At 58.2% G+C, this 23446-nt stretch carries 19 protein-coding genes; 13 read left to right on the forward strand and 6 right to left on the reverse strand.

The genetic code is table 11. The features are described 5' to 3' along the window. Positions 1–141 precede the first annotated feature (141 nt). Positions 142–1596 (reverse strand): xylulokinase, encoded by a 1455-nt coding sequence (xylB, locus tag ABHV46_RS10625; protein ID WP_438381428.1) that lies wholly within the window; start codon positions 1594–1596, stop codon positions 142–144. A gap of 327 nt (positions 1597–1923) precedes the next feature. On the opposite strand from xylB, the gene odhB reads away from it, so the two are divergent. Beyond that, positions 1924–3216, forward strand: coding sequence for a 2-oxoglutarate dehydrogenase complex dihydrolipoyllysine-residue succinyltransferase (odhB, locus tag ABHV46_RS10630; RefSeq protein ID WP_438381429.1), 1293 nt, complete (start codon positions 1924–1926; stop codon positions 3214–3216). 16 nt (positions 3217–3232) lie between these two features. Next, positions 3233–4630 carry a dihydrolipoyl dehydrogenase gene (gene lpdA, locus ABHV46_RS10635; RefSeq protein ID WP_438381430.1) on the forward strand — a complete coding sequence of 466 codons (1398 nt, stop codon included), beginning with the start codon at positions 3233–3235 and terminating at the stop codon, positions 4628–4630. Positions 4631–4771: 141 nt separating this feature from the next. On the opposite strand, the gene ampC is transcribed toward lpdA, so the two are convergent. Then, positions 4772–5923: a class C beta-lactamase gene (gene ampC / locus ABHV46_RS10640; protein ID WP_438381431.1), complete on the reverse strand. Its 1152-nt coding sequence runs from the start codon at positions 5921–5923 to the stop codon at positions 4772–4774. A 79-nt stretch (positions 5924–6002) separates the two neighbouring features. Next, on the reverse strand, positions 6003–7487 hold the full coding sequence (locus tag ABHV46_RS10645) for a Hint domain-containing protein (protein WP_438381432.1): 1485 nt from the start codon (positions 7485–7487) through the stop codon (positions 6003–6005). A 237-nt stretch (positions 7488–7724) separates the two neighbouring features. Between ABHV46_RS10645 and ABHV46_RS10650 the strand changes: the two genes are divergently transcribed. Then, positions 7725–8630, forward strand: a complete 906-nt coding sequence (locus ABHV46_RS10650) for a LysR family transcriptional regulator ArgP (RefSeq protein WP_438381433.1) — start codon at positions 7725–7727, stop codon at positions 8628–8630. Between the two features lie 257 nt (positions 8631–8887). Here the strand turns inward: ABHV46_RS10650 and ABHV46_RS10655 are convergent, their stop codons facing one another. Then, positions 8888–10069 carry a Hint domain-containing protein gene (locus ABHV46_RS10655; protein ID WP_438381434.1) on the reverse strand — a complete coding sequence of 394 codons (1182 nt, stop codon included), beginning with the start codon at positions 10067–10069 and terminating at the stop codon, positions 8888–8890. A 99-nt stretch (positions 10070–10168) separates the two neighbouring features. After that, the gene (locus ABHV46_RS10660; RefSeq protein WP_438381435.1) at positions 10169–10810 is read right to left on the reverse strand and encodes a LysE/ArgO family amino acid transporter; all 642 of its coding nucleotides are present in this window, start codon (positions 10808–10810) and stop codon (positions 10169–10171) included. 74 nt (positions 10811–10884) lie between these two features. On the opposite strand from ABHV46_RS10660, the gene ABHV46_RS10665 reads away from it, so the two are divergent. Next, the gene (locus ABHV46_RS10665; RefSeq protein ID WP_438381436.1) at positions 10885–11781 is read left to right on the forward strand and encodes a LysR family transcriptional regulator ArgP; all 897 of its coding nucleotides are present in this window, start codon (positions 10885–10887) and stop codon (positions 11779–11781) included. A 74-nt stretch (positions 11782–11855) separates the two neighbouring features. Here ABHV46_RS10665 and ABHV46_RS10670 read toward each other — a convergent pair whose 3' ends face one another. Next, complete coding sequence (locus tag ABHV46_RS10670; RefSeq protein WP_336945987.1) at positions 11856–14759, reverse strand: 2-oxoglutarate dehydrogenase E1 component; 2904 nt, start codon at positions 14757–14759, stop codon at positions 11856–11858. Between the two features lie 273 nt (positions 14760–15032). On the opposite strand from ABHV46_RS10670, the gene ABHV46_RS10675 reads away from it, so the two are divergent. From ABHV46_RS10675 to ABHV46_RS10715, 9 genes are all read left to right on the forward strand, one after another. Then, complete coding sequence (locus ABHV46_RS10675) at positions 15033–15344, forward strand: hypothetical protein (protein WP_438381437.1); 312 nt, start codon at positions 15033–15035, stop codon at positions 15342–15344. Between the two features lie 45 nt (positions 15345–15389). After that, complete coding sequence (locus ABHV46_RS10680) at positions 15390–16028, forward strand: 2OG-Fe(II) oxygenase (RefSeq protein ID WP_438381438.1); 639 nt, start codon at positions 15390–15392, stop codon at positions 16026–16028. Positions 16029–16058: 30 nt separating this feature from the next. Beyond that, entirely contained in the window at positions 16059–17084 is a 1026-nt protein-coding gene (locus tag ABHV46_RS10685) for an aspartate-semialdehyde dehydrogenase (protein WP_438381439.1), read from the forward strand. A gap of 127 nt (positions 17085–17211) precedes the next feature. After that, a complete protein-coding gene (locus ABHV46_RS10690; protein WP_336945991.1) occupies positions 17212–17334 on the forward strand; it encodes a hypothetical protein in 123 nt (40 codons plus the stop codon). A gap of 43 nt (positions 17335–17377) precedes the next feature. Continuing rightward, positions 17378–18397 carry a ferrochelatase gene (hemH, locus tag ABHV46_RS10695; RefSeq protein ID WP_438381440.1) on the forward strand — a complete coding sequence of 340 codons (1020 nt, stop codon included), beginning with the start codon at positions 17378–17380 and terminating at the stop codon, positions 18395–18397. A gap of 266 nt (positions 18398–18663) precedes the next feature. Beyond that, positions 18664–20178 (forward strand): glycosyltransferase family 2 protein, encoded by a 1515-nt coding sequence (locus tag ABHV46_RS10700; protein ID WP_438381441.1) that lies wholly within the window; start codon positions 18664–18666, stop codon positions 20176–20178. Between the two features lie 63 nt (positions 20179–20241). Continuing rightward, positions 20242–21339 (forward strand): DNA polymerase IV, encoded by a 1098-nt coding sequence (gene dinB / locus ABHV46_RS10705; RefSeq protein ID WP_438381442.1) that lies wholly within the window; start codon positions 20242–20244, stop codon positions 21337–21339. A 247-nt stretch (positions 21340–21586) separates the two neighbouring features. Then, complete coding sequence (locus ABHV46_RS10710; RefSeq protein ID WP_438381443.1) at positions 21587–22786, forward strand: MFS transporter; 1200 nt, start codon at positions 21587–21589, stop codon at positions 22784–22786. 27 nt (positions 22787–22813) lie between these two features. Next, positions 22814–23395 (forward strand): TIGR00730 family Rossman fold protein, encoded by a 582-nt coding sequence (locus ABHV46_RS10715; RefSeq protein ID WP_438381444.1) that lies wholly within the window; start codon positions 22814–22816, stop codon positions 23393–23395. Positions 23396–23446 lie beyond the last annotated feature (51 nt).

Consider the following 23446-nt stretch of genomic DNA (forward strand, 5'->3'; position numbering starts at 1 on the left):
ATACAACAGTCAAAGCGGCACTGCCCGAAGACTTAAACGAAGCGGGTCTCATCGAGGATGAGCCAGGTTCTTTATGCCCTCCTGCGAAAGAGGCTTCCTGATCTCCTTGAGGGTCTTGTCGGGAAGCCTGTCTCAGCCGATTTACGGAATGGATTTCAGCGCCGGGTAGAGTGCCCGGTAGCGGGCGTAAGCCTGACGATAGGGGCCGGTCAGGCGTTCATCCGGGGCGATGGAAGCCACACGCTCAGGCGGTAGGCACACCGCACTGACGTCTTCACCGGTTGCGGCGATACGGGCCAGTCGGGCGGCACCAAAGGCCCCGCCCTGCTCGCCATTCGCGAGGCGATGAAGGGTCACACCCAGCACACTGGCAAGGATGGCGGTCCAGAGCGGGCTGCGTGAGCCGCCGCCGATCACATCGGCCTCGTTGATGACCGTGCCGGATTCGGCGAGGCCCTCGAGCGCATCGCGGAAGGAAAACGCAACGCCTTCCAGCACGGCCTGGGTCATCTCGGCGCGTGTCGTGTCCTGTGTGAGGCCAACGAAGCCGCCGCGCACCGTGCCGTCATTATGAGGTGTGCGCTCGCCAGAGAGATAGGGCGCGAACAGAACGGGTGAGGGGGCTTCGGGGGCTTCCGGCAGTTCAGCGAGCAGGGCTTTCTCGTCCATTCCCGTCACGCGCGACCACCAGGCGAGAGAGGCTGCGGCAGACAGGGTGACGCCCATCTGGTGCCACTGATCAGGCACGGCATGACAGAATGAATGGATGGCGTGATTGCCGCCTGGGTGAAAGGAATCGGTGGTGACCCAGACGACGCCCGACGTGCCCAGAGAGAGAAACGCATCGCCCGTGTGGATGGCGCCGAGCCCGACGGCTCCGGCGGCGTTATCGCCAGCACCGCCTGCAAAAATGGGGGCGTCTTTCATGCCCCAGCGTGCGGCAAGCTCGGCATTCAGTGTCCCTGCCGCTTCGGTGCCCTCGCAAAGTCCTGGCATGGAGGCAAGACGCAGACCGGAGGCTTCGAGCGCGGCATCGGACCAGAGCCTGCGTCCGGTATCGAGCCAGAGCGAACCTGAGGCATCCGACATGTCATCGATCAGCGCGCCTGTCATGCGAAAACGCAGCCAGGCCTTGGGGAGCACGACATGCGTGACCCTGGAGAAAACTTCCGGCTCGTGTCGGGCTACCCACATCACCTTCGGCGCGGTGAAGCCGGGCATGGCGATATTGCCCGTGATCTGGCGACAAAGCGGAAAGCGATGCTCGAAAAGCGAGCATTCCGACTCTGCACGCGTATCGTTCCAGAGCAGGCAGGGGCGCAGCACGGTGCCATCCTCACCTAGAAGGACGGCACCATGTTGCTGCCCAGACAGACCGATGCCCCGTACTGAGGCGAGCGCCTCGGGGTGGTTGTCACGCAGGGCGTCGAGCGCACGCAGGGTCGCCTCGTACCAGTCATTCGGGTCCTGCTCGCTCCAGCCCGGATGCGGGCGGCTGACTGTCAGCTTTTCGGTATGGGCAGCGATAATTTTCTGGTTTTGATCGACCAGAACCGCTTTGATGCCCGAAGTGCCGAGATCGATACCGAGATACATAAAGGCAGGTCTTTCGTGGTTGTCGTGTGTCGGGCGTCAAGGCGGCACGCAACGGGCGCTTCCGCAAGCGGTCAAAAGAGGCTCAGCATATGAGGCGCTGTCGGGCCAGATGAAAGACCCCGCTCTCGCGTGATGTCGCGTCACAATCGGGTGAAATATCCGGTGTCGCTGCGGGAGATCCCGGTCAAACCCTGACAAATCACCCTCATGATCCCCATTTCATGCGTTCAGGACGCACTGCGCGTGGAGTAGGCACGCGGGCTGTTCCTGTCTATGGTCGCTCGAGATGCTGCGCGACAGAAGTCCTAACGGGCAAAGGGAGAGATGATGTCGGTCGAGATTAAGGTGCCGGTTCTCGGTGAAAGTGTCACCTCGGCGACGATTACCCGCTGGCTCAAGCAACCCGGGCAGGCGGTGGCCGCAGACGAGTCCGTCGTCGAACTGGAAACCGACAAGATCAGCGTCGAAGTACCCGCGCCTCAGGCTGGCGTACTGGGCAATGATCTGATGGCCACGGGCGCTGAAGTGGCCGTTGGCAGCGTTCTCGGCACACTCGATCCGAATGGCAAGGCCAGCGCGGTAGCGCCGGCAGCAGCCCCTTCTGGGGAAGTTTCATCCAAGGCAGCGCCTGCTGCTCCGCAAGCCCCAAAGGCCGTGCGCGAGCCCATGCCCGCGGCAGCCCGGCTGATGGCGGAAGAGCAGATTGCGCCGGGCAGCCTTACCGAAGGTACCGGGCTCGATGGGCGCGTCACCAAGGGAGATGTGATTGCCCGCATGGAGCAGAACCCTGCGACAGCACCGGCCTCGCCAGGCGCCATGCCCGAGACACCAGCGCAATTCGCTCCTGCTGCGGCCCCTTCGTCGCCCTCTCCGGCAGTGGCCAGTGCTTTGGCCGCGCTGCTCGGCAAGAATGAGCAGGATAGCCGCGAGCAGCGCGTGCCCATGACGCGCCTGCGCCAGACAATCGCCCGTCGTCTGAAAGACGCGCAGAACACAGCCGCCATTCTGACCACTTTCAACGAAGTGGATATGAGCGCAGCCAAGGCCCTGCGTGCAGAATATCGTGAGGTTTTCGAGAAAAAGCACGGGGTGAAGCTTGGCTTCATGTCGATCTTCGCGCGCGCCTGCATCAAGGCCTTGCAGGAATTTCCGGCTATCAATTCGACAATCGATGGCGATGACATTCTCTATCGCCGCTTCGTCAATCTCGGCATTGCTGTCGGAAGCGAGCGCGGGCTGGTCGTGCCGGTGTTGCACGATGCCGACCAGATGAGCTTTGCCGAACTCGAGCGCCATATCAACGATTATGGCACACGCGCCCGTGCGGGCACGCTTAAGCTCGATGAGCTGTCTCGTGGTACGTTCTCGATCACCAATGGCGGGGTGTTCGGCTCGCTGCTCTCCACCCCGATCCTGAACCCGCCGCAATCGGCCATTCTGGGCATGCATGCCATTCAGGATCGCCCGGTGGCGGTCGATGGGCAGGTGGTGATTCGTCCGATGATGTATGTCGCGCTGTCTTACGATCATCGCATGGTCGATGGCCGCGAGGCGGTGAGCTTCCTGGTGCGCGTCAAGCAATACGTGGAAGATCCGCGCCGCCTGCTTCTCGATGTCTGATAGGAAAGAGACCGCCATGCCGGAGAGTTTTGAGTTCGACCTGGCCGTTATCGGCGCTGGCCCTGGCGGTTATGTCTGTGCGCTCAAGGCCGCGCAGCGCGGTCTGAAGGTGCTGTGCGTCGACCGGCGTGAAACACCTGGCGGCACCTGCCTTAATGTCGGCTGTATACCGTCGAAGGCATTACTGCACAGCTCCGAGCGGTTGCACGGAGCCGAGACTGAATTTGCGGCACTGGGCATCGACGGTGTTTCGCCGAAGCTTAATCTGGGCAAGATGATGGCCCGCAAGGAGCGTGTGGTCGGCGATACCGTCAAGGGTATTGGCTATCTCTTTCGCAAGAACAACGTCACCTTCAAGGTTGGCGAAGCAACGCTGACAGGGCCGCATGGCCTGTCGATCAACGGTGAGAGCGTGACGGCGCAGTCGATCGTGATTGCAACGGGCAGTGCACCCGTCGCGCTGCCGGGTCTTGCTTTTGACGAAAAGCGCGTCGTGTCGTCGACTGGTGCTCTGTCTCTCGACTCTGTGCCCAAGCGTCTTGCCGTGATCGGTGCCGGTGTGATCGGCCTCGAACTGGGTAGCGTCTGGAAGCGCCTCGGCAGTGAGGTGACGATCATCGAATATGGCGATCATATTGCCCCCGGTTTCGACCGTGGGCTCGGGCGCCAGTTTCAGCGTTCGCTTGAAAAGCTCGGCCTCAAATTCCGCCTTTCAACACGTGTCACCAAAGTAGCCACCGACGGTGCCGCGCTCGATCTGACCTTGCAGAAGGTCGGCCAGGAAGCGACCGAAACGCTCGAAGCCGATGTGGTTCTGGTGTCCATCGGGCGCAAGCCCTACACGCAGGGGCTCGATCTCGGGGCGGTCGGAATCGATACCGACGAAGTCGGGCGTATCTCGGTCGATCCGCATTTCCGCACGTCATGCCCCAGCATTTATGCCATTGGCGATGTGATCGCCGGACCGATGCTGGCGCATAAAGCAGAAGAGGAAGGCATCGCTCTGGCCGAGCATCTGGCGGGGCGTGTGGGCCATGTGCCTTATGATGCCATTCCGTCGGTCATCTATACCCAGCCTGAATTCGCCATGGTCGGCCGGACGGAAGAACAGCTCAAGCAGGATGGCGTTGCCTACAAGACCGGCAGCTTCCCCTTCATGGCGAGCGCGCGCGCGCGCGCCATCGCGGCCACCGATGGCGGGGTCAAAGTGCTGACCGATGCCAAGACCGACCGTATTCTGGGCGTGCATATTCTGGGCGCCTGCGCGGGCGAACTGATTGCCGAGGCCACGCTGGCCATGACCTTCAAGGCGAGTGCAGAAGATGTTGCACTGGCTTGCCACGCCCATCCGACGCTCTCTGAAGCCTTGAAAGAGGCCGCTCTGGGCGCCTTCGACAAGGCGCTCCATCTCTGACGGCTGAAAAATAGGCTGGGGTACGGCAGGGAGTGCCTGGATCCCTCTGGACTGTGGGTCCGCCCTATCACGCCTAATGGTGCGTTAATTGCAGAAATTTTCCTGCTGGGCGTGTTTGTGCCGCGCCCAGCGGGAAAAGTCTTATTTCGCCAGAAGGGCATCCAGAAGCTTGTATGTCGCTTCGACACGGGCCTCGTTTGGTGTGTTTTTGTTGGCCAGTACGACGACACCGATGTGCTTGCTAGGGATCATGGCGATATAGCCGCCAAAACCGTCGGTCGAGCCGGTCTTGTTGAAAATCACCTCCTGCTCATGAGCAGGTGCCGATGCGATCACCGTGACCGGGTGCGGTTTCATGATGAAGTCATACCCATTGCCCAGCAGCATCGGTTGTAGGGCTGTTGGCCAGGGATAATGCTCCCAGATCATGTCCTGCGTGAAGAAGGCTGTTTTGTATCGGCCCTGCTGGGTCATTTTGACAGCGCGCTTCAATTCTTCCGGCGGGTGGCCAAGCCCCATCTCGATATCCAGAACGTTCAGCATGTCGCTGGGTGTCGATTTGACGCCATAAGCTTCGGCTGCCAGCAGACCGGGATGGACCCGCTCGGGCGCATCGGTTTTTTTGTCATAGCCGTATGCGTAGTTTTTCATCTCGCTGGCGGGCACATCGATCCAGCTATGGCTCAGACCGAAAGCGGGAAAAAGGACCGTCTGAACGGCCTTTGTGTAGGTCATGCCCAGAGACTGGGCCGAGATGTATCCCAGCAGGCCGATGCTGATATTGGAATAGCTGCGTGCACCGGGCTGTGGGGGGTGCCACGCTTCGAGCCATCGGGTCAGATCCTTGATATCGGTGACCCTTCCCGGCACCTGAAGCGGGAGTCCCCCCGAGTGATGGGTGGCAAGGTCGAGAAGGGTCAGATCGTTGCCGATTGTGCAGCGATCGTCGCAAAGATGATGGGCGACCGTATCGCTCAGATTCATCTTGCCACGTTCTACCGCGAGGGCAGCGAGAGTCACGTTGAAGATCTTGCTCATTGAGCCGAGTTCGAAAATCGTGTCAGGCGTGACCGGGCGATGATCGGCCCGTGACGCCAGTCCCGTCGTATAGAAATGATGTACGCCGTTTTCAGTCACGCTGACCACAAGGCCGGGCACCGCGTAGCGCTCTTTGAACGGTGCGAAGCTGGCGGCAATTTTCGCGTCGAGCGTGTCGGCGAAGGCAGGTGCGCTTATCAGGAACCCGGCCCAGACAAATGCGCGGACAAGTAAGGGCAGTCTAAAATAAGTCATGAGATCCTTGGTATTTCCTTTTCGTTTTCAGGAAACGGCTATCGACTGTCGGGCATGGCAGAAAGACAAAGCCTATTTTTCAGCGTAGGGCTATTTTCCTTCTGCCCGTTGATGCGAAGAGCGTAGGAAGACCCGGCAACCCACCAACGCCTAACGAATATCTTCGCGTGCGTGTAATCGTGACGGACAGGACACGAGGGCCGTCCCCTTCTTCCATGCCTGGGCTCAGGCAGATACTGGCAGACCCGGTCGTCCAGCACCCCTCGTTCTGGTCAGTGCGATGCCAACCCGAGCAGATATGGGATGTTTCTTTCAGATCCAGAGAGAGGGTCCTGTCGCGGGCCCAAAGTGTCATATCGCAGATCAACACGCCGAAATAACGACGATCATCCAGAAACGGGCCGTTTTCATCACATGGGCGGGCGCGACGTGAGGTGATTTTATACGTGGCTAATGGCCCACTCAGCCGGAAAAGATACGTATTCCCCGTCTGCCTGAACGGATCGAGGCGGTCGCCGTGCTGGCTGACGAGATGCAGGTCCGGTTCGGACGTAAACTCCTCCTCTGCATAGAGATTTTCCAGAGTAATCGGAGAGAAGCGTTCCCATAATTCTCTGACGAAGTCCGTTGTGACGTTCAGTGGCGCGCAGGCATCGTGCTGCCAGGAGCAGTTCTGAGGCAAATGGTGTATCGTGGAGCCTGTCAGCGCGCTTTGCTCGAAAATCATTCGATTGCCGGTGTCGAGATAGCTTTCGCTTTCGACGCCATTCGCCATGATGATTGCATGTCGCTCGAGTTCGATATGATGATACTCGTAATCGGTGATCGTACGGTCATAAAAAATCGTCATGTCATTAACGAGCATCCGGGCAGGTACGAAGCATCCTCCGAGATACAAGCAATGCTCGGCAGTCACATACAGATCCTGATTGGGTTTCCCTTCACCGAGTGCATCCTTGCGAAAACAGATCGGATAGCCGGCGCGATCATCGTCCAGCCTGTCGCTGCCCACACTATGTCTGGCCTTGCCCGTCCAGATGATCGTTTCACTCTGTTCGACGCCATTGCGCACGGTGATTACTCTGTCGCCTGGCTTCAAACTCTCTATCAGGCGCTCGCCGCCCGGTGTCATCAGAGCGGTGCCAGGCAGATAGCAGATAGCCGCAACGGTCTCACCAGCAGGGATCGAGGGGGAGGTGAATCCCGTTTTGCTAGCGTTGATGGCAGGGCCGTAAGTGCCTGACTGCTTGGAAGACCAGACCAGACTGCCATCTCCGGTCGTGGACCAGAGGAGATAGCCTGGATAGAAACGGTCATTATCACCAAACATATATGTGGCGTCTTTGGAGCTGAAACCGAACATATCGGACGCTTGATAGGCTGCGCCCGATAAATAGGTTTCGATCGTGCCTGTAATTGGCGTTTCGTCAGTCAGCGCTATCTGGAACTGCCTACGATCAAAATCAATATAAAGCGTGGCAACACCGAGAAAACATATCGAAGTTCCGTCACCATTCTGCCCTTTAGAGTAGCAGGGAATAGTCCATTTTTGGATATCAGACATGGAAACACTCGATGATTCGATGCATTCTATAGTGATATATAGAAGCTATATTATTACAAAATAACGATATGCATCATATAATGCATAGTATATTTTTGTTTACTTTCCATTTCCCATATTATAAGTGTATTTGACAGAAAGATGGAAGGTGAAGGTTGGTGACATGCGTAACCATAGACGTTACTTGTCCTTAAGAAAAACTTGTTATGCTTAGGCCCATTAAGCATAACTTGAGATATGTTTGATTATTCGGCGCTCAGCGCAGTAGCCGCTGTTATTCGTGAAGGCTCGTTCGAGGGCGCCGCACGGGTTCTGCGCATCACCTCATCTGCGGTGTCACAGCGGGTCCGCAGCTTTGAAGATCGACTGGGTGCTCTTCTGATCGTGCGTGGCTATCCCTGCAAGCCAACGGCATTGGGGCAATTGCTCAGCGCTCATGTCGAGCAGGTACGGTTGCTTGAAGCCGATATTCACAAGACTTCCGGTCTACCGCTTTCAACAAATGAAGGAAAAATCGCGCTGCGACTGGCCGTCAATATTGATAGCCTGGCAACCTGGTTGCCTAAAGTCATGACGCAATATGCCTTGGAAAGGGGGATCTGTATCGATCTGCAGGTCGAGGATGTTGCAATGACAGCCGATCTGTTTCGATCAGGTGATGTAATGGCGGCTGTCACGACGCGAACGGATCTGCTGCAAGGATGTAAAGCCGTGTATCTTGGGTCGATGCACTACGCGGCCTGCGCGCGGCCGGATTTTGTGGCACGTTATTTCCCTGATGGGTTGACGCCTGAGGCGATCGACGCCGCACCGTGCATCTGTCTCGAAGCGCAGGACAGTCTGCAAAAACAGTGGTTGGAACTCATGGAGCGGCCCGAATTGTCGCCGATGACCCACTATGTCCCGTCCAGCCGTGGCGTGCTCGATTTTACCCTGAATGGCCTCGGTTGGGGCCTGCAACCGGTTACCCTGGCAGCCCCGCATCTCGCCAGTGGCGATCTGGTCGAGATCGATCCGTGCAGGCGATTGCAGGTGCCTCTCTACTGGATATTACCGCGTTTGAAGAGCGCCATTCTCGACGAATTGACAGCGCATCTGAAAAAACAATGTGCCGAGCATCCTGCTTTTTCAGCATCGGCCTAGTCGCGCCGTCGCTTCGCTATCTCGGCTGATCTGATTGCGCAGTCTTTCGTTAGGCTGTCGTAGTCTGATCGTAAGACGCGGGGGCGCCCTCTTGCGGATATCGCCTGGTCTCAGCAATGGTGAGGGAAAGGATGAGCGTGTCCGCCCCGATAGCGGAGATGTCGGCTAGATCAAGGGAAGCGGCGCCATCTGTCCAGTAGCCTTGTTCGGTTTTCTCTCGATGCCAGCCTTCTCCGGATTGCGCAATTCTCTCGAGATCAAGGGAGACGGTCATCGATGAACGGGCCGAATTCGTTGCACGGGCGTGCATGGTTGGAAGCAATGGTATAGGCGGCTCTTACGTTTGGGACTCGGAAGAGCCAGGTTTTTCCAGCCCGGCGATAAGGCAGAAGCTTCAGACCTCTCTCGTTGTCCAGCAAATGCAGATCTGGGTCGCGTGTTGTGTTACGCTGAGCGAGGAATGTTTCTGCGCTCAAAGGCGACAGGCGCTCCCATATCGGTTTGACGAACTCCGGTGCGACAGTGAGAGGCGCGCAGGCATCGTTTTCCCAGGAGTAAGGACATATCTGAGACTGGCTGTGTGAGTCGGGACGTTCGTCCTGTTCAAAGACGAGGCGATTTCCCGTATCCAGATAGCTCTCGCTGGCTGCGCCATTCGCTTGGATAACAGCGTGCCGTTCGAGTTCTATATGATGATAATCATAGGCGGTAATCGTTTTATCGAAAAAAATCGTCTTGCCGTTAACGAGCATGCGCGCCGGGACAAAGCATCTATCGATGTGCAGACAATGCTCTGGCGTGACGAACAGATCGCGATCGGGCGTTCCGTTGCCAAGCGAGCCCTTGAGGAAACAGACGGGATATCCTGCGCAATCGTCATGGAAGGCAAGAACATCGACGATATGACGCGCTTTGCCGGTCCAGATGATCGTCTCGTGCTGTGCGATACCGTCCGTCCAGGCGATGACTGTATCGCCTGGACGGAGCGCCTCAATCGCGCGTGCGCCTTGCGGAGTTGTGATCATCGTGCCTGGCAGATAACAGATCGCCGATACCTTTTGGCCTGCGGGCAGGTTGGCCGAAGAAAATCCAGCGTCACTGGCCTTGATAACCGGTCCGATACCTGAAGGTTGCGGTAGCCACACCAGACCGTTATTGCCGAGGAAAGTATAAGTGAGATAGCCGGGATAAAAGGCGCTGTTCGTTCCGAACATATAGAGGTCGGTCTGGGTACCCAGACCGATCATACCCCAAGCCTGATAGGAGCCGCCTGAATAGTAGGTGAGAATTTTTCCGTTAACGGTCGTGCCATCCGCAAACGCGATCTGATAGCGCTTGCGGTCGAAATCCACATGAAGCGTCGATATGCCGAGCGAAATAATTTTCCCACCGGGCCCCGTTTTGTAGCTGGGCAAACTCCATTTGACGATATGCGCCATGTCCTGATTTCTTTCTGCATGAAAGCGGGATGAATTTGTCTCGGTGTCTCGGTGTCTCGGTGTCTCGGTGTCTCGGTGTCTCGTGAGTTTCGGATCGATTCAGCTGGGGAATGGAAATGGCGGGCCGAGCGCGGTTCTGATGGCGAGCACAGCAAGGCAGAGCATCGCGCTGCCCGTGAGAATATTGAGATATTGGCGTGGACGTTGTCCGGTGAAGATTGGCCGAAGGAGCCGCGCGCCGTAACCGAGGGCTGTGAACCAGAGGAAGCTCGCCATTATCGCTCCCACGGAAAAGGAGGGTCTGAATGGTGGCGGTTGTGCGAGTGTGGCGGATCCGATCAGCAGCACCGTGTCGAGATAGACTTGCGGATTGAGCCAGGTGAATCCGGCTGCGACAAGCAGGGTGGTACGACACGAAAAAGGGTTTTGTTCTTTTCCCGCAATGGTTCTTGCATCCATCGCCTGCTTGAGGGACCTTATGCCATTCCAGAGCAGGAAAACGGCGCCTGCCAGTGTCAGCCCTCGTGCCAGGGTCGGGCGGAGTAGAAAAACGCCATGGGCAAAGCCGGCCCCCGCAACGATCAAGGCTACATCCGAGAGGCTGCAGAAGAGAACGATGAGACCGGTATGGTTTTTTCTCAGACCTTGCTGAAGCACGAACAGGCTCTGCGGTCCGATCGCGACGCTCAGGGAGGCGAAGAGGGCAAAGCCTGTCATGAAAGGGGCGGCATGCAACATCATGCTGTGTCGATAGCTAAAACCAGCATGGCAAGGAAAACTTGTTTTTTTAACCAGAAAACAGGAAAACTTAATTCATGCTTGATTATGCCTGCCTGAGCGCCGTTAGTGCCGTGATCCGCGAAGGGTCGTTTGAAGGCGCTGCGCGCAAACTGCGTATTACACCATCGGCCGTGTCTCAGCGTGTCCGAGGCTATGAGGAGCGTCTGGGGGCGCTGCTGATCGTGCGCGGTCAGCCCTGCAGAGCCACTGCCTTGGGCGAAACATTGGCGGCACATGTCGACAAGGTACGCCTGCTCGAGGCGGAAATTCCGCATCTGTCGGGTGCTACGGACGAAGCCGATCATCCCGTTGTGACGATACGCGTAGCCGTAAACGCAGACAGCCTTGCTGCATGGCTGCCGGATGTCGCAACGCATTGCGCAGAAAATCTGAATATCTGCCTCGACCTGCTGGTGGAGGACGAGGCGCTTACGGCAGACAGGCTTCGCTCAGGGGAGGTCACCGCAGCCGTTACCGCGCAGACCGACCCTGTGCCGGGATGTAAATCTGTCCCGATAGGGCGTTTGCGTTACCTTGCTTGCGCAAGCCCCGCTTTCGTTACGCGCTATCTCAACGAGGGGCTTACTGACACGTCAATCGCGGCGGCACCTTGTCTCTGTTTTGACAATCGGGATTCGGTACAGCGGCGATGGCGCGAAATACGTGGTTTCGACACGGAACTGCGCCGCACGCATTATGTGCCATCTACCCAGGCGCTGATCGACTTCGCGGTGCGTGGTCTTGGCTGGGCGTTGCAGCCTTCAGCTCTGGTCCAGCGTTTTCTCGAAAAGGGCGAATTGGTCGTCATCGACCCGGATTACCCGGTCGATGTTGAGTTGTATTGGGTAACTCCCCGGTTGAAGAGCGCCTTACTCACAGATCTGACGAAACATATGGTGAGAGCCTGCGCGCAGCATTCTGCGCTTATCTGAGGCGGGACCGCTCTATCCGAAACTGAGGAGAGAAAGCTCTCATCAGTTTCGGTGGCGTCAGGCTCTCTCTCGCCTTAACCGAGCGCTTCCCGCACCAGCGCGGTCTGCTCGGCCATATGCTCGCTAGCGAGGCCGGTGGCAGGCGAAGCCGAGGCTTTTCGGCCGACATAAAGCGGTCGCGGCTGGGCATGATTGCAGCGCTCGGCCGAGTTCTCGATGCGACGATCGACGAAAGACCAGGCGCCGCCATTCTGCGACTCTTCCTGACACCAGACGATCTTTGCGTTCGGGTAGCGCGCCAGTTGCTGTGACAGCACATCGCGCGGGAAGGGATAAAGCTGCTCCAGGCGCAGAATTGCCACGTCCTTGCGCTCCATCTCGCGCCTTGCTGCACGCAGATCGTAATAGACCTTGCCCGAGCACAGAACGACGCGCTTGATTTCCTCATCGGGAAGCAGGGTATCGGTCTCTGGTAGCACCGTGCGGAAACGCGTTTCCGGTCCGAAATCGACCAGATCGGACACCGCCTCCTTGTGACGCAGAAGCGATTTCGGCGTCATGATAATCAGGGGCTTGCGGCACTCACGCGCAATCTGACGGCGCAGGGCATGGAAGTAGTTGGCCGGAGTGGTGATGTTGCAGACACGCAGATTATTCTCGGCGCAAAGCTGGAGATAGCGTTCCAGACGCGCTGAAGAATGCTCTGGACCCTGACCTTCATAACCATGGGGCAGAAGCATCACCAGGCCGGAAGTACGCAGCCATTTGGTTTCACCCGAGGCGATGAACTGGTCGATGATGACCTGCGCGCCATTGGCAAAATCGCCGAATTGCGCCTCCCAGAGTACGAGCGAATTCGGCGCCGCGAGTGTGTAGCCGTATTCAAAGCCCAGAACGCCGAATTCGGAGAGGAGGGAGTTGTAGACCTCAATCTTGGCCTGACCATCGGCAATGTTGTTGAGCGGCACATAGTCGCTCTGGTTGAGCTGATCGACCAGAACGGCATGGCGCTGGCTGAACGTGCCACGCTGGCAGTCTTCACCCGAAAGGCGCACGGGATGATGCTGAAGCAGCAGCGAACCGAAGGCGAGAGCCTCACCGAGGGCCCAGTCGATGCCTGCGCCGGTCTCGATCGCCTGGCCGCGTGCCTGGATGACGCGACGGAGGCGCGGATGCATCGCGAAATCTTCTGGAATGCGGGTCAACGCCGCGCCGACGCGTTGCAGGCCGGAGAGGCTGATGCCCGTGACCGGTTGCTCGCGCAGGGGCTCGTCCGAAAGGCGCGAGGGGTCCTGGTTGCATTCCAGCCAGTCTTCGCGACTGGGCTCGTAGGACTTCGCGGCTTCGAACTGGTTCTGCAGATGGTCCTGAAAAGACTGGAACTGATCGTCTGCCGTCTCGGCATCAATGATCTTTTCGCGGGCCAGGCGCTTGGCATAAAGCGCACGCGTCGTCGGGCGGGCCGCGATGGCCTTGTACATCGTGGGCTGCGTGAAGGCGGGTTCGTCCGCCTCATTATGGCCGTGACGGCGATAGCATACGAGATCGAGCACGACGTCGGCGGCAAATTCGCGGCGATAATCGGCGGCCAGACGCGCGCAATAGGCAGCCGCTTCCGGCTCGTCGCCATTGACGTGCAGGATCGGCGCGTGAACGGCCTTGGCGATATCGGTGCAGTAAAATCCCGAATGCGCATGAGCCGAGATCGTGGTGAAGCCGATCTGGTTATTGGTTACCACATGAATCGTGCCACCGGTGCGATAACCTATGAGCTGCGACATCGCCATGGTCTCGTAAACGATACCCTGACCGGCGAAAGCGGCATCGCCATGGATCAGCAGACCGAGATGACGATAGCGGTTTTCGAGCCCGACACAGCCTTCGGAATCCTGAATGGCGCGCACGCGCCCCACCACGACCGGATCGACCGCCTCGAGATGGGAAGGGTTCGGCAGAAGGGTAACGCGCACTTTTTCGTTCGAGACATGCAGCGTGGCCGCTGTGCCGAGATGATATTTGACGTCGCCCGAGCCTTGCACATCGGTCGGTTTGAAGGAGGCCCCGGCGAATTCCGAGAAAATCGCGGCGAAGGGCTTTTGCACCACATTTGCCATCACATTCAGTCGGCCACGATGGGCCATACCGACCGAGACGCTGCGCGTGCCGTGCCGCACCGATTGCTCGATAATGGCGTGAAGCGCCGGAATGGTGACTTCGCTACCTTCGAGGCCGAAACGCTTTGTGCCGGTGAACCGCTTCTGGCAAAAGCTTTCGAAGCCTTCAGCTTCGGTGAGCTGGTTCAAGATGGTCTTTTTCTCTGCGGCAGAGAAGGTGTGGCGCCAGTCATCCCCTTCGAGCCGGTGCTGCAGCCACAGGCGTTGGGCGGCGTCCTGGATATGCATGTATTCCACACCGATCGGGCCGCAATAGGTCTGACGCAGAGCGGCAAGCAGCTCGTTGATCGTCGCGCTGGCGCGCTCAGGCAGAAGCGAGCTGACCATCTGGCCGAGATAGATCGGGCGGTCGCGGTCATTAGGGCCGAAGCCATAGGTCGCGGGGTCGAGCTCGGTATAGGATTTCGGCACCTGAAGACCGAGCGGGTCTAGGCGCGATTCAAGATGCCCGCGCACGCGATAGGCGCGCACAAGCTGGATGGCACGTACACTGTCATCGACGCTCGAAAGCAGATCGGTGGCCGAGAACTCCGTGTTCGACCTCGGTGCCATCTGGCCTTGCGAGCGGGAGTCGAGCAAGGAGGCGTGCTCACCCCAGGCCGGGCGATCGGCGCCCGGATGGGGAAGGCTCGTCGCCGCCGCGCCGGTCAGGGCAGCGAGGCTCTCGGCGTCGAGCGCCTTGAACAGGTCTGCGAAGGACGGATCGACGCTTCTTGGGTCTGCACTCCACTTGGCATGAAGGTCGGCCAGATAGACTGTGTTGGCCCCGTTCAACGCGCTTGGTAACGAACCGATCTCACCCATGCTTGCAGCCCTCCCCGGCTGTTTCTCGCAGATCTGCATAGCGTCTCAAAATGGCACTCTCATGGCGCAAAAAACCATGGAACTCTTGCCTGACAGCAACAAGCATAAAACTTTTCCGAACGATTTCAGTTCACAATCGCACGTTCTGAAGATGGGACCAGAAAGAGTCGAAACTTTCAATGCCGGATCCCGTCTATAGACTCCGCACCAGAGCGCGCCGAGGATCTAACCCATTCACGCGTGTTCCGATAATGCAGTTTGGAGGGGTCTGTCATGCGTCGCATGCCCATACTGGCGGCAGTCACGTTTTCGCTACTGGTAACGGGATCCGGTGTGGGTCTGGCGGCCCCAGAGCATCCTGTCGAGCAGCAGGGGCGGCGTATGGATTTCGACAGCCGGGCTGCCCTGCGATGCTCGACGGCGCCGCATCTCGTGCGCACGGCCTATGTGCCGGGGCAGGATCGACAGGCGACGAGGGTCTCCTTGCGCTCATGCTTCTCCGATACCGACCGCATCGGTGCTGGCTATACGCAATTCGTGCGTAATAGCGCCGTGCGTCACCTGCATCATCGTATGAAAGGCTAAGAAGCGTCTTGTCTGTGGGAGGCAGCAGGAATAGGCTCGCCTTCCATGTCACAGATCGCTCTTCAATACGAAGCCCTTGAACGGACCCCGATCAGCGAGGCACCGTTCAGACATGTGGTCGTCCCCAACTTCGTGCGCGAAGAGGACCTCCAAGTTCTTATCAATCTGATGCCGGAGATGCGCTCTGGCGGGTCTTTCCCGCCCGAAGGGCTCAAGCTGCATCCGACTGTAAAGGCGCTGACGAAAGAGCTGCAGGGGCCGCGCCTCAAAAAGATCGTGGCCCAGAAGTTCGGCCTCGATATCGAGAGCGCGCCAAGCATGCTGACCCTTCGCGGTCGCACGCGTGAGAAGGATGGTCGTATCCATCGTGACTCGGAAGCCAAGCTTGTGACCATCCTGCTTTATCTCAACCCGGAAAGTGCTGCCTGGTCAGCTCAGGAAGGCTGTCTGCGTTTGCTCAACGGGCCGGATAATCTTGAGGATTACGATGTCGAGGTGAAGCCTGCCCATGGCACGCTGCTCATCTTCCCCAATGGTCCCAAAACCTGGCACGGACACAGGCAGTATGTCGGCCCGCGCTACACTATCCAGCTGAATTACATGGCCACGAATAACAAGGCGCGCTATGAACTGCGCCGTCATCGTCTGTCGGCGCTGCTCAAGCGTCTGTCATTCGCACGGTGACCGTCGAATTCTGACTGAGGTAATGTGATAATGGGATACCGCGTTGCGGTCGTGGGTGCGACTGGTGCTGTAGGTCGTGAGCTCCTGCGCATTCTTGCCGAGAGAGATTTTCCTGTGTCCGAGGTGGCGGCGCTTGCCTCGGCCCGTTCTACGGGGCAGGAGGTGTCTTTCGGTGACAAGAAGGTCCTGAAGATCCAGAATCTCGAAACCTTCGACTTCAACGGCTGGGATATCGCCCTCTTCTCGCCTGGCGCCTCGATTTCTGCCGTTCATGCGCCGCGCGCTGCTGCTGCCGGCTGTATCGTGATCGACAATACCTCGCATTTTCGTATGGACCCGGACGTGCCGTTGGTGGTGCCGGAGGTGAATGCCAATGCGCTGAAGAAGATGAAGCGCAATATCATCGCCAATCCGAACTGTTCGACCGCGCAGATGGTGGTGGCCCTCAAGCCGCTGCATGATCTGTTCACGATCAAGCGCATCGTCGTCTCGACCTATCAGGCCGTTTCGGGCGCAGGCAAGGACGGGATGGACGAGCTGTTTGCCCAGTGCAAAGGCAGCTTTGTGGGCGATCCGCCGACGATTGCCCAGTTCACCAAGCAGATTGCCTTTAACGTCATCCCGCATATCGACAGCTTCATGCAGGATGGTTCCACTAAGGAAGAGTGGAAGATGGCGGTCGAGACGCGCAAGATTCTCGATCCCGATATCAAGGTGGCAGCGACCTGCGTGCGCGTGCCGGTCTTTATCGGTCACTCCGAGTCCATCAATATCGAATGCGAAGAGCCGGTCGATCTGGCCCGGGCGCGTGAAGCCCTGCGTGAGGCCGATGGCGTCATCCTGCGTGATGAGCGCGATGATGGCGGTTACGTCACCCCGATCGAATGTGTCGGTGAGGATGCGACCTACGTATCGCGCCTGCGTATCGACGACACGGTCGAAAACGGACTCGCACTGTGGTGCGTCTCCGATAATCTGCGCAAAGGGGCGGCCCTTAATGCTGTGCAGATCGCCGAGGCGCTGATCGCCCTCGATCTGATCAAGCAGAACGGCTGATTCAGTCCAAAATCATTACAATTTTGTCATTCATGTAAGTTTGGCATTGCGTGCGCAACGCGTGATGCCAAACTCTCTTCCAGGGTGGATGCAGGGTTGTGCTGCAATGGCCTGAACGGAGATGACAATGCCCGTTATCGACACGCTCGCCGCTGGCCTGTTTGCCCTCGTCGCTCTTGGCGCCCTTCGCCTTGCGCCGGCTCCGAAACTGGTTCCGGTGCGCGTCAAACGGAAACCGAATTCGCGCTGAACTGTTTTCGTCTCTCTGACCTTTGATGATTTGATTGAGAGACATGGCGTTCAAGAGCAATATCCCCACGCATCCGGTCCCGGCTGGTGGCAAGACAGGCGTCCTGATCGCCAATCTTGGTACCCCAGATGGCACCGATTACTTTTCGGTTCGTCGCTACCTCGGCGAGTTCCTCTCCGATCGCCGGGTAATAGAGGCACCGCCTGCTATCTGGCAGCCCATACTTCAGGGCGTGATTCTGACAACTCGCCCGTCGAAAAGTGGCGAGGCCTACGGGCGCATCTGGAACCGCGAAGAAGACGCGAGCCCCCTCAGAGTATACACGCGATCCCAGGCTGAGAAGCTTGCCGCGCGCCTCGAAGGCGAATGCCCTGTTGCGTGGGGTATGCGCTACGGCAAACCTTCCATCGCCGATGCAGTCGAAGAGCTGATGGATCAGGGCTGTGACCGGCTGGTCTTCCTGCCGCTCTACCCGCAATATAGCGCAACCACGACGGCGACGGCCAACGACCAGCTTTTCCGTTATCTGATGACGTTGCGTCGCCAGCCTGCGGTGCAGACTCTGCCAGCCTTTCCTGACCATCCCGCTTATATTGCGGCGCTTGAAAAAAGCGTGCGCGATCATCTGGCGTCGCTTGCCTGGAAGCCGCAGCGTCTTGTTGCCTCGTTCCACGGCTTGCCCAAGCTCTGTGTCGAGAAAGGGGATTATTACCCTGAAGATTGCGAGCGCACGTTGCGCGCCCTGCGCACGGCGCTCAACCTCAGCGAAGAGCAGATGCCCATTACCTATCAGTCGCGTTTCGGACCGATGGAATGGGTCCAGCCCTATACGGCGCCCTTCGTGTCGGCGCTCCCCGAGCAGGGCATCACCCGTATAGCGGTCATCATGCCCGGCTTCATCAGCGATTGCATCGAGACCCTTGATGAAATCGGTAATGAGCTACGAGAGGAATTCGTCGAGGCCGGTGGCGAGGAGCTGACGCTCGTGCCCTGTCTGAACGACAGCGAGGGGGCCATTGCCCTTCTCGAAGCGCTGATACGCGAGAGCCTTCCCGCAAGATAAGCTTAATGCCTTGCTCTGATATCTGTCTCCAAACCCCTCATGCCGCAGCCCTATGAGGGGTCGAAGGATTGGGATGATTGTTTCAGGTGGCGTCTGTGCCTATTTTCTGTGTGTGAAGCGCTAATATAAAAATACAGTTCTGCGTTGACTTGTTGTTTCATAACAAGTCAACGCAGGAAAAAAATGTATAGCGTAATCAGAGTAGATCGTGCTGACGTAACGTGCGATAACTCGCCCCTCTTCATTCCGATCAGCGAGTTTGCTTTATGGCCGAGAATCTTCCCAGCGTCGCCCTTGCGCTTTTCGTCAAGGACGAATTCTCGGATATTGCAGGTTGGGTGGCATGGCACGCGGCGCTGGGTGTGAAGACGTTCTTCATTTTCGACGATCACTCATCCGATGGCACCTGGGAGATTCTTCAGGCTGCTGCCAAATGCTATGATATCCGTCTGAAGAGAACCGATCCGATCAAGCAGCCGGATTTCTATTACCGTCAGAAGGATTCGTTCCTTGAGGCAGCGATGGAATGCCGACATCAGTTCGACTGGCTCGGCTTTCTGGACGGCGACGAATATCTCTATCTGAGGCATTTCGACAATCTTCCCGAGTTTCTGCGCGGCTTCAAACACGCCGATGCCATCGCCTTTTCCTGGCGTATCCATGGCAGCTCCAATCGCGTGGTCCGGCCAAAGCTGCCGACAGTCGAGGTGTTTACGCAGCACTCTACAGAAGAACTGGGTGACAACGTTCTGGTCAAGAGCTTCGTCCGACCGGAGAAAATGGGTACCGACTATGGCACGCCGCACTGGTTTGACGTAGCCACCGAGCGTTATGCTCGTCCCAGCGGCAAATATGTTGAAAGCGCCAATTCCGTCCAGCAGATCGAATGGTCACACGCCTTCGTTATGCATTACATCTGCCGAAGCATGGAGCACTATATTCAGCGCATCAAACGCCGGCTGAATGTCGATCTAACGGATTCGTCGGGTTATTGGGACCATTTCAATCGAAACGACGTGACTGATCTTGAGCCGCTCGCATTGTTGCCTCGGCTGGAGCGATATATTGCTCCAATTTATGAAGAGATGGTCAAAAGCGCCGTCCAGAGCTTGAAAACCGGGTTTGTGGCGGCAGGCGCTATCTCGGAAGTTGTCGCCCTGAAGGCCGATCCTGCAGAATCTCGACCGGCTTCCGTGTTCCGCATACGCAGCTTCTTTGACACGTATTTCTATTATTCGCCCCGTCAGGGGCAGGTGGTTCATGCCGATGAGGCCTTCGCGGTTCGCGAAGGCCTGAGAGAAGTTATCGGTAGTATCGACCCCGCCACGCCCGACCTGATCACTCTTTATGTGCCAGGCAATGTCGATACGTTCATCAAGTTCCCGATCGATCCCAGGGCGATGAAAACAATCGTTTTCCAGCTCAGGCATCAAGGTGAGGGGCATGTGGCTTTCATGAGCCCCATGCAGAATAATTATCTGGCTCTCCTGCCGCCGCATGATGGACAGGGAGTGACCGAGGTCAATCGCCATCAGGCAGGTGAGTGGGAGTATCTCACGCTTGAGCCCTGCGACCTGGCGCCTCCCGAGGCGTTCGCTTCGCCCTTGCCTTTCACGCCAGGTCTGCACACAAAGGTCGGCGACATCATCGGTTGGATCCGTGATGCGGCCGTCGCACCAAGCAATGACGAGTTTCTTCGTGTTCTCTACGCGGTTTCGCCTTCGGTTCGCGCAGAAATTTCCCGCTATGTGCCGGGTCTGCTTTGGAATGTGATTGCCTGACCGGCCGACCTGATGGCATGGATGATCTTGTTTTGTTCTGATTTCTGATGGCATAAAGGTCTCATGGTCGAGATCGCAGAGACAGGAACAACGCGTCGCATCATCCATATCGACATGGATGCTTTCTATGCTTCCGTCGAGCAGCGTGACGCGCCAGAACTGGTTGGACGCCCGGTAGCCGTGGGGCGTGGCGAGGGGCGCGGCGTCGTGGCTGCGGCAAGCTACGAGGCTCGTCGCTTTGGCGTGCGCTCGGCCATGCCGTCGCGTACTGCTTTGCGGCAATGTCCCGAACTGGTTTTCGTGCCGCCGCGCTTTGACGTCTATCGCGCGGTCTCACGGCAGATCCATGAGATCTTTGCCCGCTACACCGATCTCATTCAGCCGCTCTCGCTCGATGAAGCCTATCTCGACGTGACCCGTTTCTATCGGGAGTACGGTTCGGCCACGGATATCGCCCGGCTGATACGGGCCGAAATCCATGATGAGACCGGACTCACCGCCTCGGCGGGCATCTCCTATAATCGTTTTCTGGCCAAGCTCGCCTCGGACCACCGCAAACCGAACGGGCAGTTTGTCATCACCCCTGCCATGGGGCCGGAATTCGCCGCCTCGCTTCGCGTAGAGCAATTTCACGGTATAGGCCCTGCAACACGGGCGAAGATGAACCGGCTTGGCATTTTTACGGGGGCCGATCTGCGTGCGATCCCGCTCGATCTTCTCGCACGCCATTTCGGCAAGGCTGCGTCTTTCTATTCGTCCATTGCCAGAGGCATAGACGACCGCCCCGTCGTGCCGGACCGGATACGCAAATCGATCGGCACGGAGACGACTTTCGAATCTGACCTCTCTACTCTGCCAGAAGCACGTCGGGTCGTTCAGTCGCTATGCGCCAAGCTCTGGCGACAATGCCAGGCCCAGACGATGAGCGGTCGTACGCTGGTGCTGAAGCTCAAATATGCCGATTTTCAGATTACCACGCGCACGCGTTCGAACCCGGCGGTCTTCGAGAATGAAGCCGGTTTGAGCGCCCAGGCCGAGATGCTGCTTGAGGGTTTTTTCCCGCTCGAACGTTCCATCAGGCTTATTGGCGTGTCCTTATCGGGACTCACAACAGAAAGTGACGAAAAAAAGGCGCAATTGACACTTTTTGGTGAGTCCTGACGCTGCCTTTTTTCATTCTGCTGCGTTTGGAGGAGACCTCTCTCTCGCAACAGGAACCGCCATCATGCTCACGGTGTTTTCTTCCTCATCCCTCTGGCTCGGTGCGGTTTTTTCCATTCTCATCTGCGCTCTGGGCGCCGGATAAGCGTGAAAAACCGGGGTAAACTCGTCGGCGCGGGGTGACATTGCGCCACCGGGCTGGCAAAATCCGACCCTTCACAACGAATAGCGACTCAAGGAAATCAAAATGGCTGCGGGGCAGGATGTGGTGCTGCGTTCTCCGATCGGACGCATCCTGTCGGTCGTTTCACTCAATCTGATCATCTACATCGTGATCGGCCTCCCCATGGCCGTCATTCCGCTCTTCGTTCACAGCGTGCTGCACTGCAATACCGTCATTGCCGGGTTTGCCGTCTCGTTGCAGTATTTTGCGACTTTCGCATCTCGCGCTTCCGCCGGGCGCCGCATCGACACGCAGGGCCCAAAGCCGGTAGCGGTTGCCGGTCTGGCGCTGGGCATCGGCTCTGGCGCCCTCCTGCTCGTCTCGGGATTGAGCGCGGGTTTCATACCCCTTTCCCTTATCTGTCTTTTTACCAGCCGCCTTGCTCTGGGCTGGGCGGAAAGCTGGGCGTCGACAGCGGCGATCGTCTGGAATATTCGTCGCGCAGGCGCGGCGAACACGGCTCAGGTCATTTCGTGGAACGGGATTACTTCCTATGGCGGCATCGCGCTCGGCGCCACCATAGGCGAGCAGATGTCCCATCTGGGTGGAGGCTGGGGCGGCCTCGTCACACTGGGCATCGTTTCCACCATCCTGCCCGCCATAGGGACGGTGCTTGCGAGTTCCTATCCCGCAGTGGCGCCCATCAAACACGACGCGCCTGCCATGTCGTTCGGAAAAGTGTTCAGGCTGGTTCTGCCCCATGGCTGTGCGCTAGCGGCGGGTTCTGTGGGGTTCGGCGCGATTTCGTCCTGTCTGGCGCTGTATTTTTCTGCCGAGCATTGGCCCGACGCCGCCCAGGCCCTCGCCGTGTTCGGCATGGTGTTCGTGATCGTACGTTTTGTCTTCGCCCGCCAGATCGGGCGCATCGGCGGGACGAACGTGGCCATCATATCCCTGGCTGTCGAAACGCTGGGCCTGTTGATCCTGGCATTTCTTCCTTCGGCCGAGGCGGCGACTCTGGGCGCTGCCGTGACAGGGGCCGGGTTCTCCCTGGTCTTTCCCGCGCTCGGCGTTCTGGCCGTCGACAGGGCAGGGGCGGAAAATCGCGGTGCGGCGCTTGGCGCGTTTTCGGTGTTTCTCGATCTGGCTATCGGCATTTCCGGCCCGCTGCTCGGGCTCGTGATCCACGCATCCGGCTATATGGCCCTGTTCATCTTCACGGCATGCATTACATTTCTCGGCATCGTGCAGGTGATGCGTCTGCGTCGCGTCGCCAAAGCCTGACATCATTGATCAAAGGATGAGTTCGACATGACGATCGCTGCTGCCGCTGTTTTTTGCGGCTCGCGCCTTGGTGCCTGGCCTGAATTTGCCGAAGCTGCCCGCGCAACGGGCAAGGGCCTTGCGGAACGGCATATTCACCTCGTCTATGGTGGCGGCGCCGTCGGGCTGATGGGCGTTGTAGCCGAGGCAGCACTCGCGGCGGGCGGCGAAGTGACCGGCATTATCCCGACATTTCTGCATGATCGCGAGGTGATGAACGACCGGGTGACCGATCTGATCGTCACCGAGTCGATGCATGAGCGCAAACGGCTGATGTTCGCCAAAGCCGACGCGTTTCTGATTTTGCCGGGCGGGCTCGGCACGTTCGATGAGCTCATGGAGATCCTGACCTGGCGCCAGCTCTCTTTGCATGACAAGCCGATCCTGATCGTGAACGTCGCCAACTGGGCGGTCCATGTGATCGCGGCTCTTGAAGCGTCGATCAAACAGGGGCTGGCCGATCCGTCCGCGCGCCGCCTATACACTGTCGTTTCGAGCGTCGAGGAGGCGTTCGACGTTCTGGGCCGCGAAAAAAAGCGCGACGAAAAATCCGAAACCCACCGACTTTGAGAGTCACCCCCCTTGCGGAGCCGCCAAACTGGCAGTATAGCCCCATCCATC

The organism is Asaia sp. BMEF1 (assembly GCF_051628905.1).
Lineage (GTDB): Bacteria > Pseudomonadota > Alphaproteobacteria > Acetobacterales > Acetobacteraceae > Asaia.

What these genes read in the sequence shown, in the direction of transcription:
- ABHV46_RS10685 (WP_438381439.1), top strand. Translation starts at nt 16,059, where the DNA reads ATGGGATACCGCGTTGCGGTCGTGGGTGCGACTGGTGCTGTAGGTCGT.
- ABHV46_RS10670 (WP_336945987.1), bottom strand. Translation starts at nt 14,759, where the DNA reads ATGGGTGAGATCGGTTCGTTACCAAGCGCGTTGAACGGGGCCAACACA.
- ABHV46_RS10645 (WP_438381432.1), bottom strand. Translation starts at nt 7,487, where the DNA reads ATGTCTGATATCCAAAAATGGACTATTCCCTGCTACTCTAAAGGGCAG.
- ABHV46_RS10690 (WP_336945991.1), top strand. Translation starts at nt 17,212, where the DNA reads ATGCCCGTTATCGACACGCTCGCCGCTGGCCTGTTTGCCCTCGTCGCT.
- lpdA (WP_438381430.1), top strand. Translation starts at nt 3,233, where the DNA reads ATGCCGGAGAGTTTTGAGTTCGACCTGGCCGTTATCGGCGCTGGCCCT.
- ABHV46_RS10680 (WP_438381438.1), top strand. Translation starts at nt 15,390, where the DNA reads ATGTCACAGATCGCTCTTCAATACGAAGCCCTTGAACGGACCCCGATC.
- ABHV46_RS10710 (WP_438381443.1), top strand. Translation starts at nt 21,587, where the DNA reads ATGGCTGCGGGGCAGGATGTGGTGCTGCGTTCTCCGATCGGACGCATC.
- ABHV46_RS10650 (WP_438381433.1), top strand. Translation starts at nt 7,725, where the DNA reads ATGTTTGATTATTCGGCGCTCAGCGCAGTAGCCGCTGTTATTCGTGAA.
- odhB (WP_438381429.1), top strand. Translation starts at nt 1,924, where the DNA reads ATGTCGGTCGAGATTAAGGTGCCGGTTCTCGGTGAAAGTGTCACCTCG.
- ABHV46_RS10655 (WP_438381434.1), bottom strand. Translation starts at nt 10,069, where the DNA reads ATGGCGCATATCGTCAAATGGAGTTTGCCCAGCTACAAAACGGGGCCC.
- ABHV46_RS10715 (WP_438381444.1), top strand. Translation starts at nt 22,814, where the DNA reads ATGACGATCGCTGCTGCCGCTGTTTTTTGCGGCTCGCGCCTTGGTGCC.
- xylB (WP_438381428.1), bottom strand. Translation starts at nt 1,596, where the DNA reads ATGTATCTCGGTATCGATCTCGGCACTTCGGGCATCAAAGCGGTTCTG.
- ABHV46_RS10700 (WP_438381441.1), top strand. Translation starts at nt 18,664, where the DNA reads ATGGCCGAGAATCTTCCCAGCGTCGCCCTTGCGCTTTTCGTCAAGGAC.
- ABHV46_RS10665 (WP_438381436.1), top strand. Translation starts at nt 10,885, where the DNA reads ATGCTTGATTATGCCTGCCTGAGCGCCGTTAGTGCCGTGATCCGCGAA.
- ampC (WP_438381431.1), bottom strand. Translation starts at nt 5,923, where the DNA reads ATGACTTATTTTAGACTGCCCTTACTTGTCCGCGCATTTGTCTGGGCC.
- ABHV46_RS10660 (WP_438381435.1), bottom strand. Translation starts at nt 10,810, where the DNA reads ATGATGTTGCATGCCGCCCCTTTCATGACAGGCTTTGCCCTCTTCGCC.
- dinB (WP_438381442.1), top strand. Translation starts at nt 20,242, where the DNA reads ATGGTCGAGATCGCAGAGACAGGAACAACGCGTCGCATCATCCATATC.
- ABHV46_RS10675 (WP_438381437.1), top strand. Translation starts at nt 15,033, where the DNA reads ATGCGTCGCATGCCCATACTGGCGGCAGTCACGTTTTCGCTACTGGTA.
- hemH (WP_438381440.1), top strand. Translation starts at nt 17,378, where the DNA reads ATGGCGTTCAAGAGCAATATCCCCACGCATCCGGTCCCGGCTGGTGGC.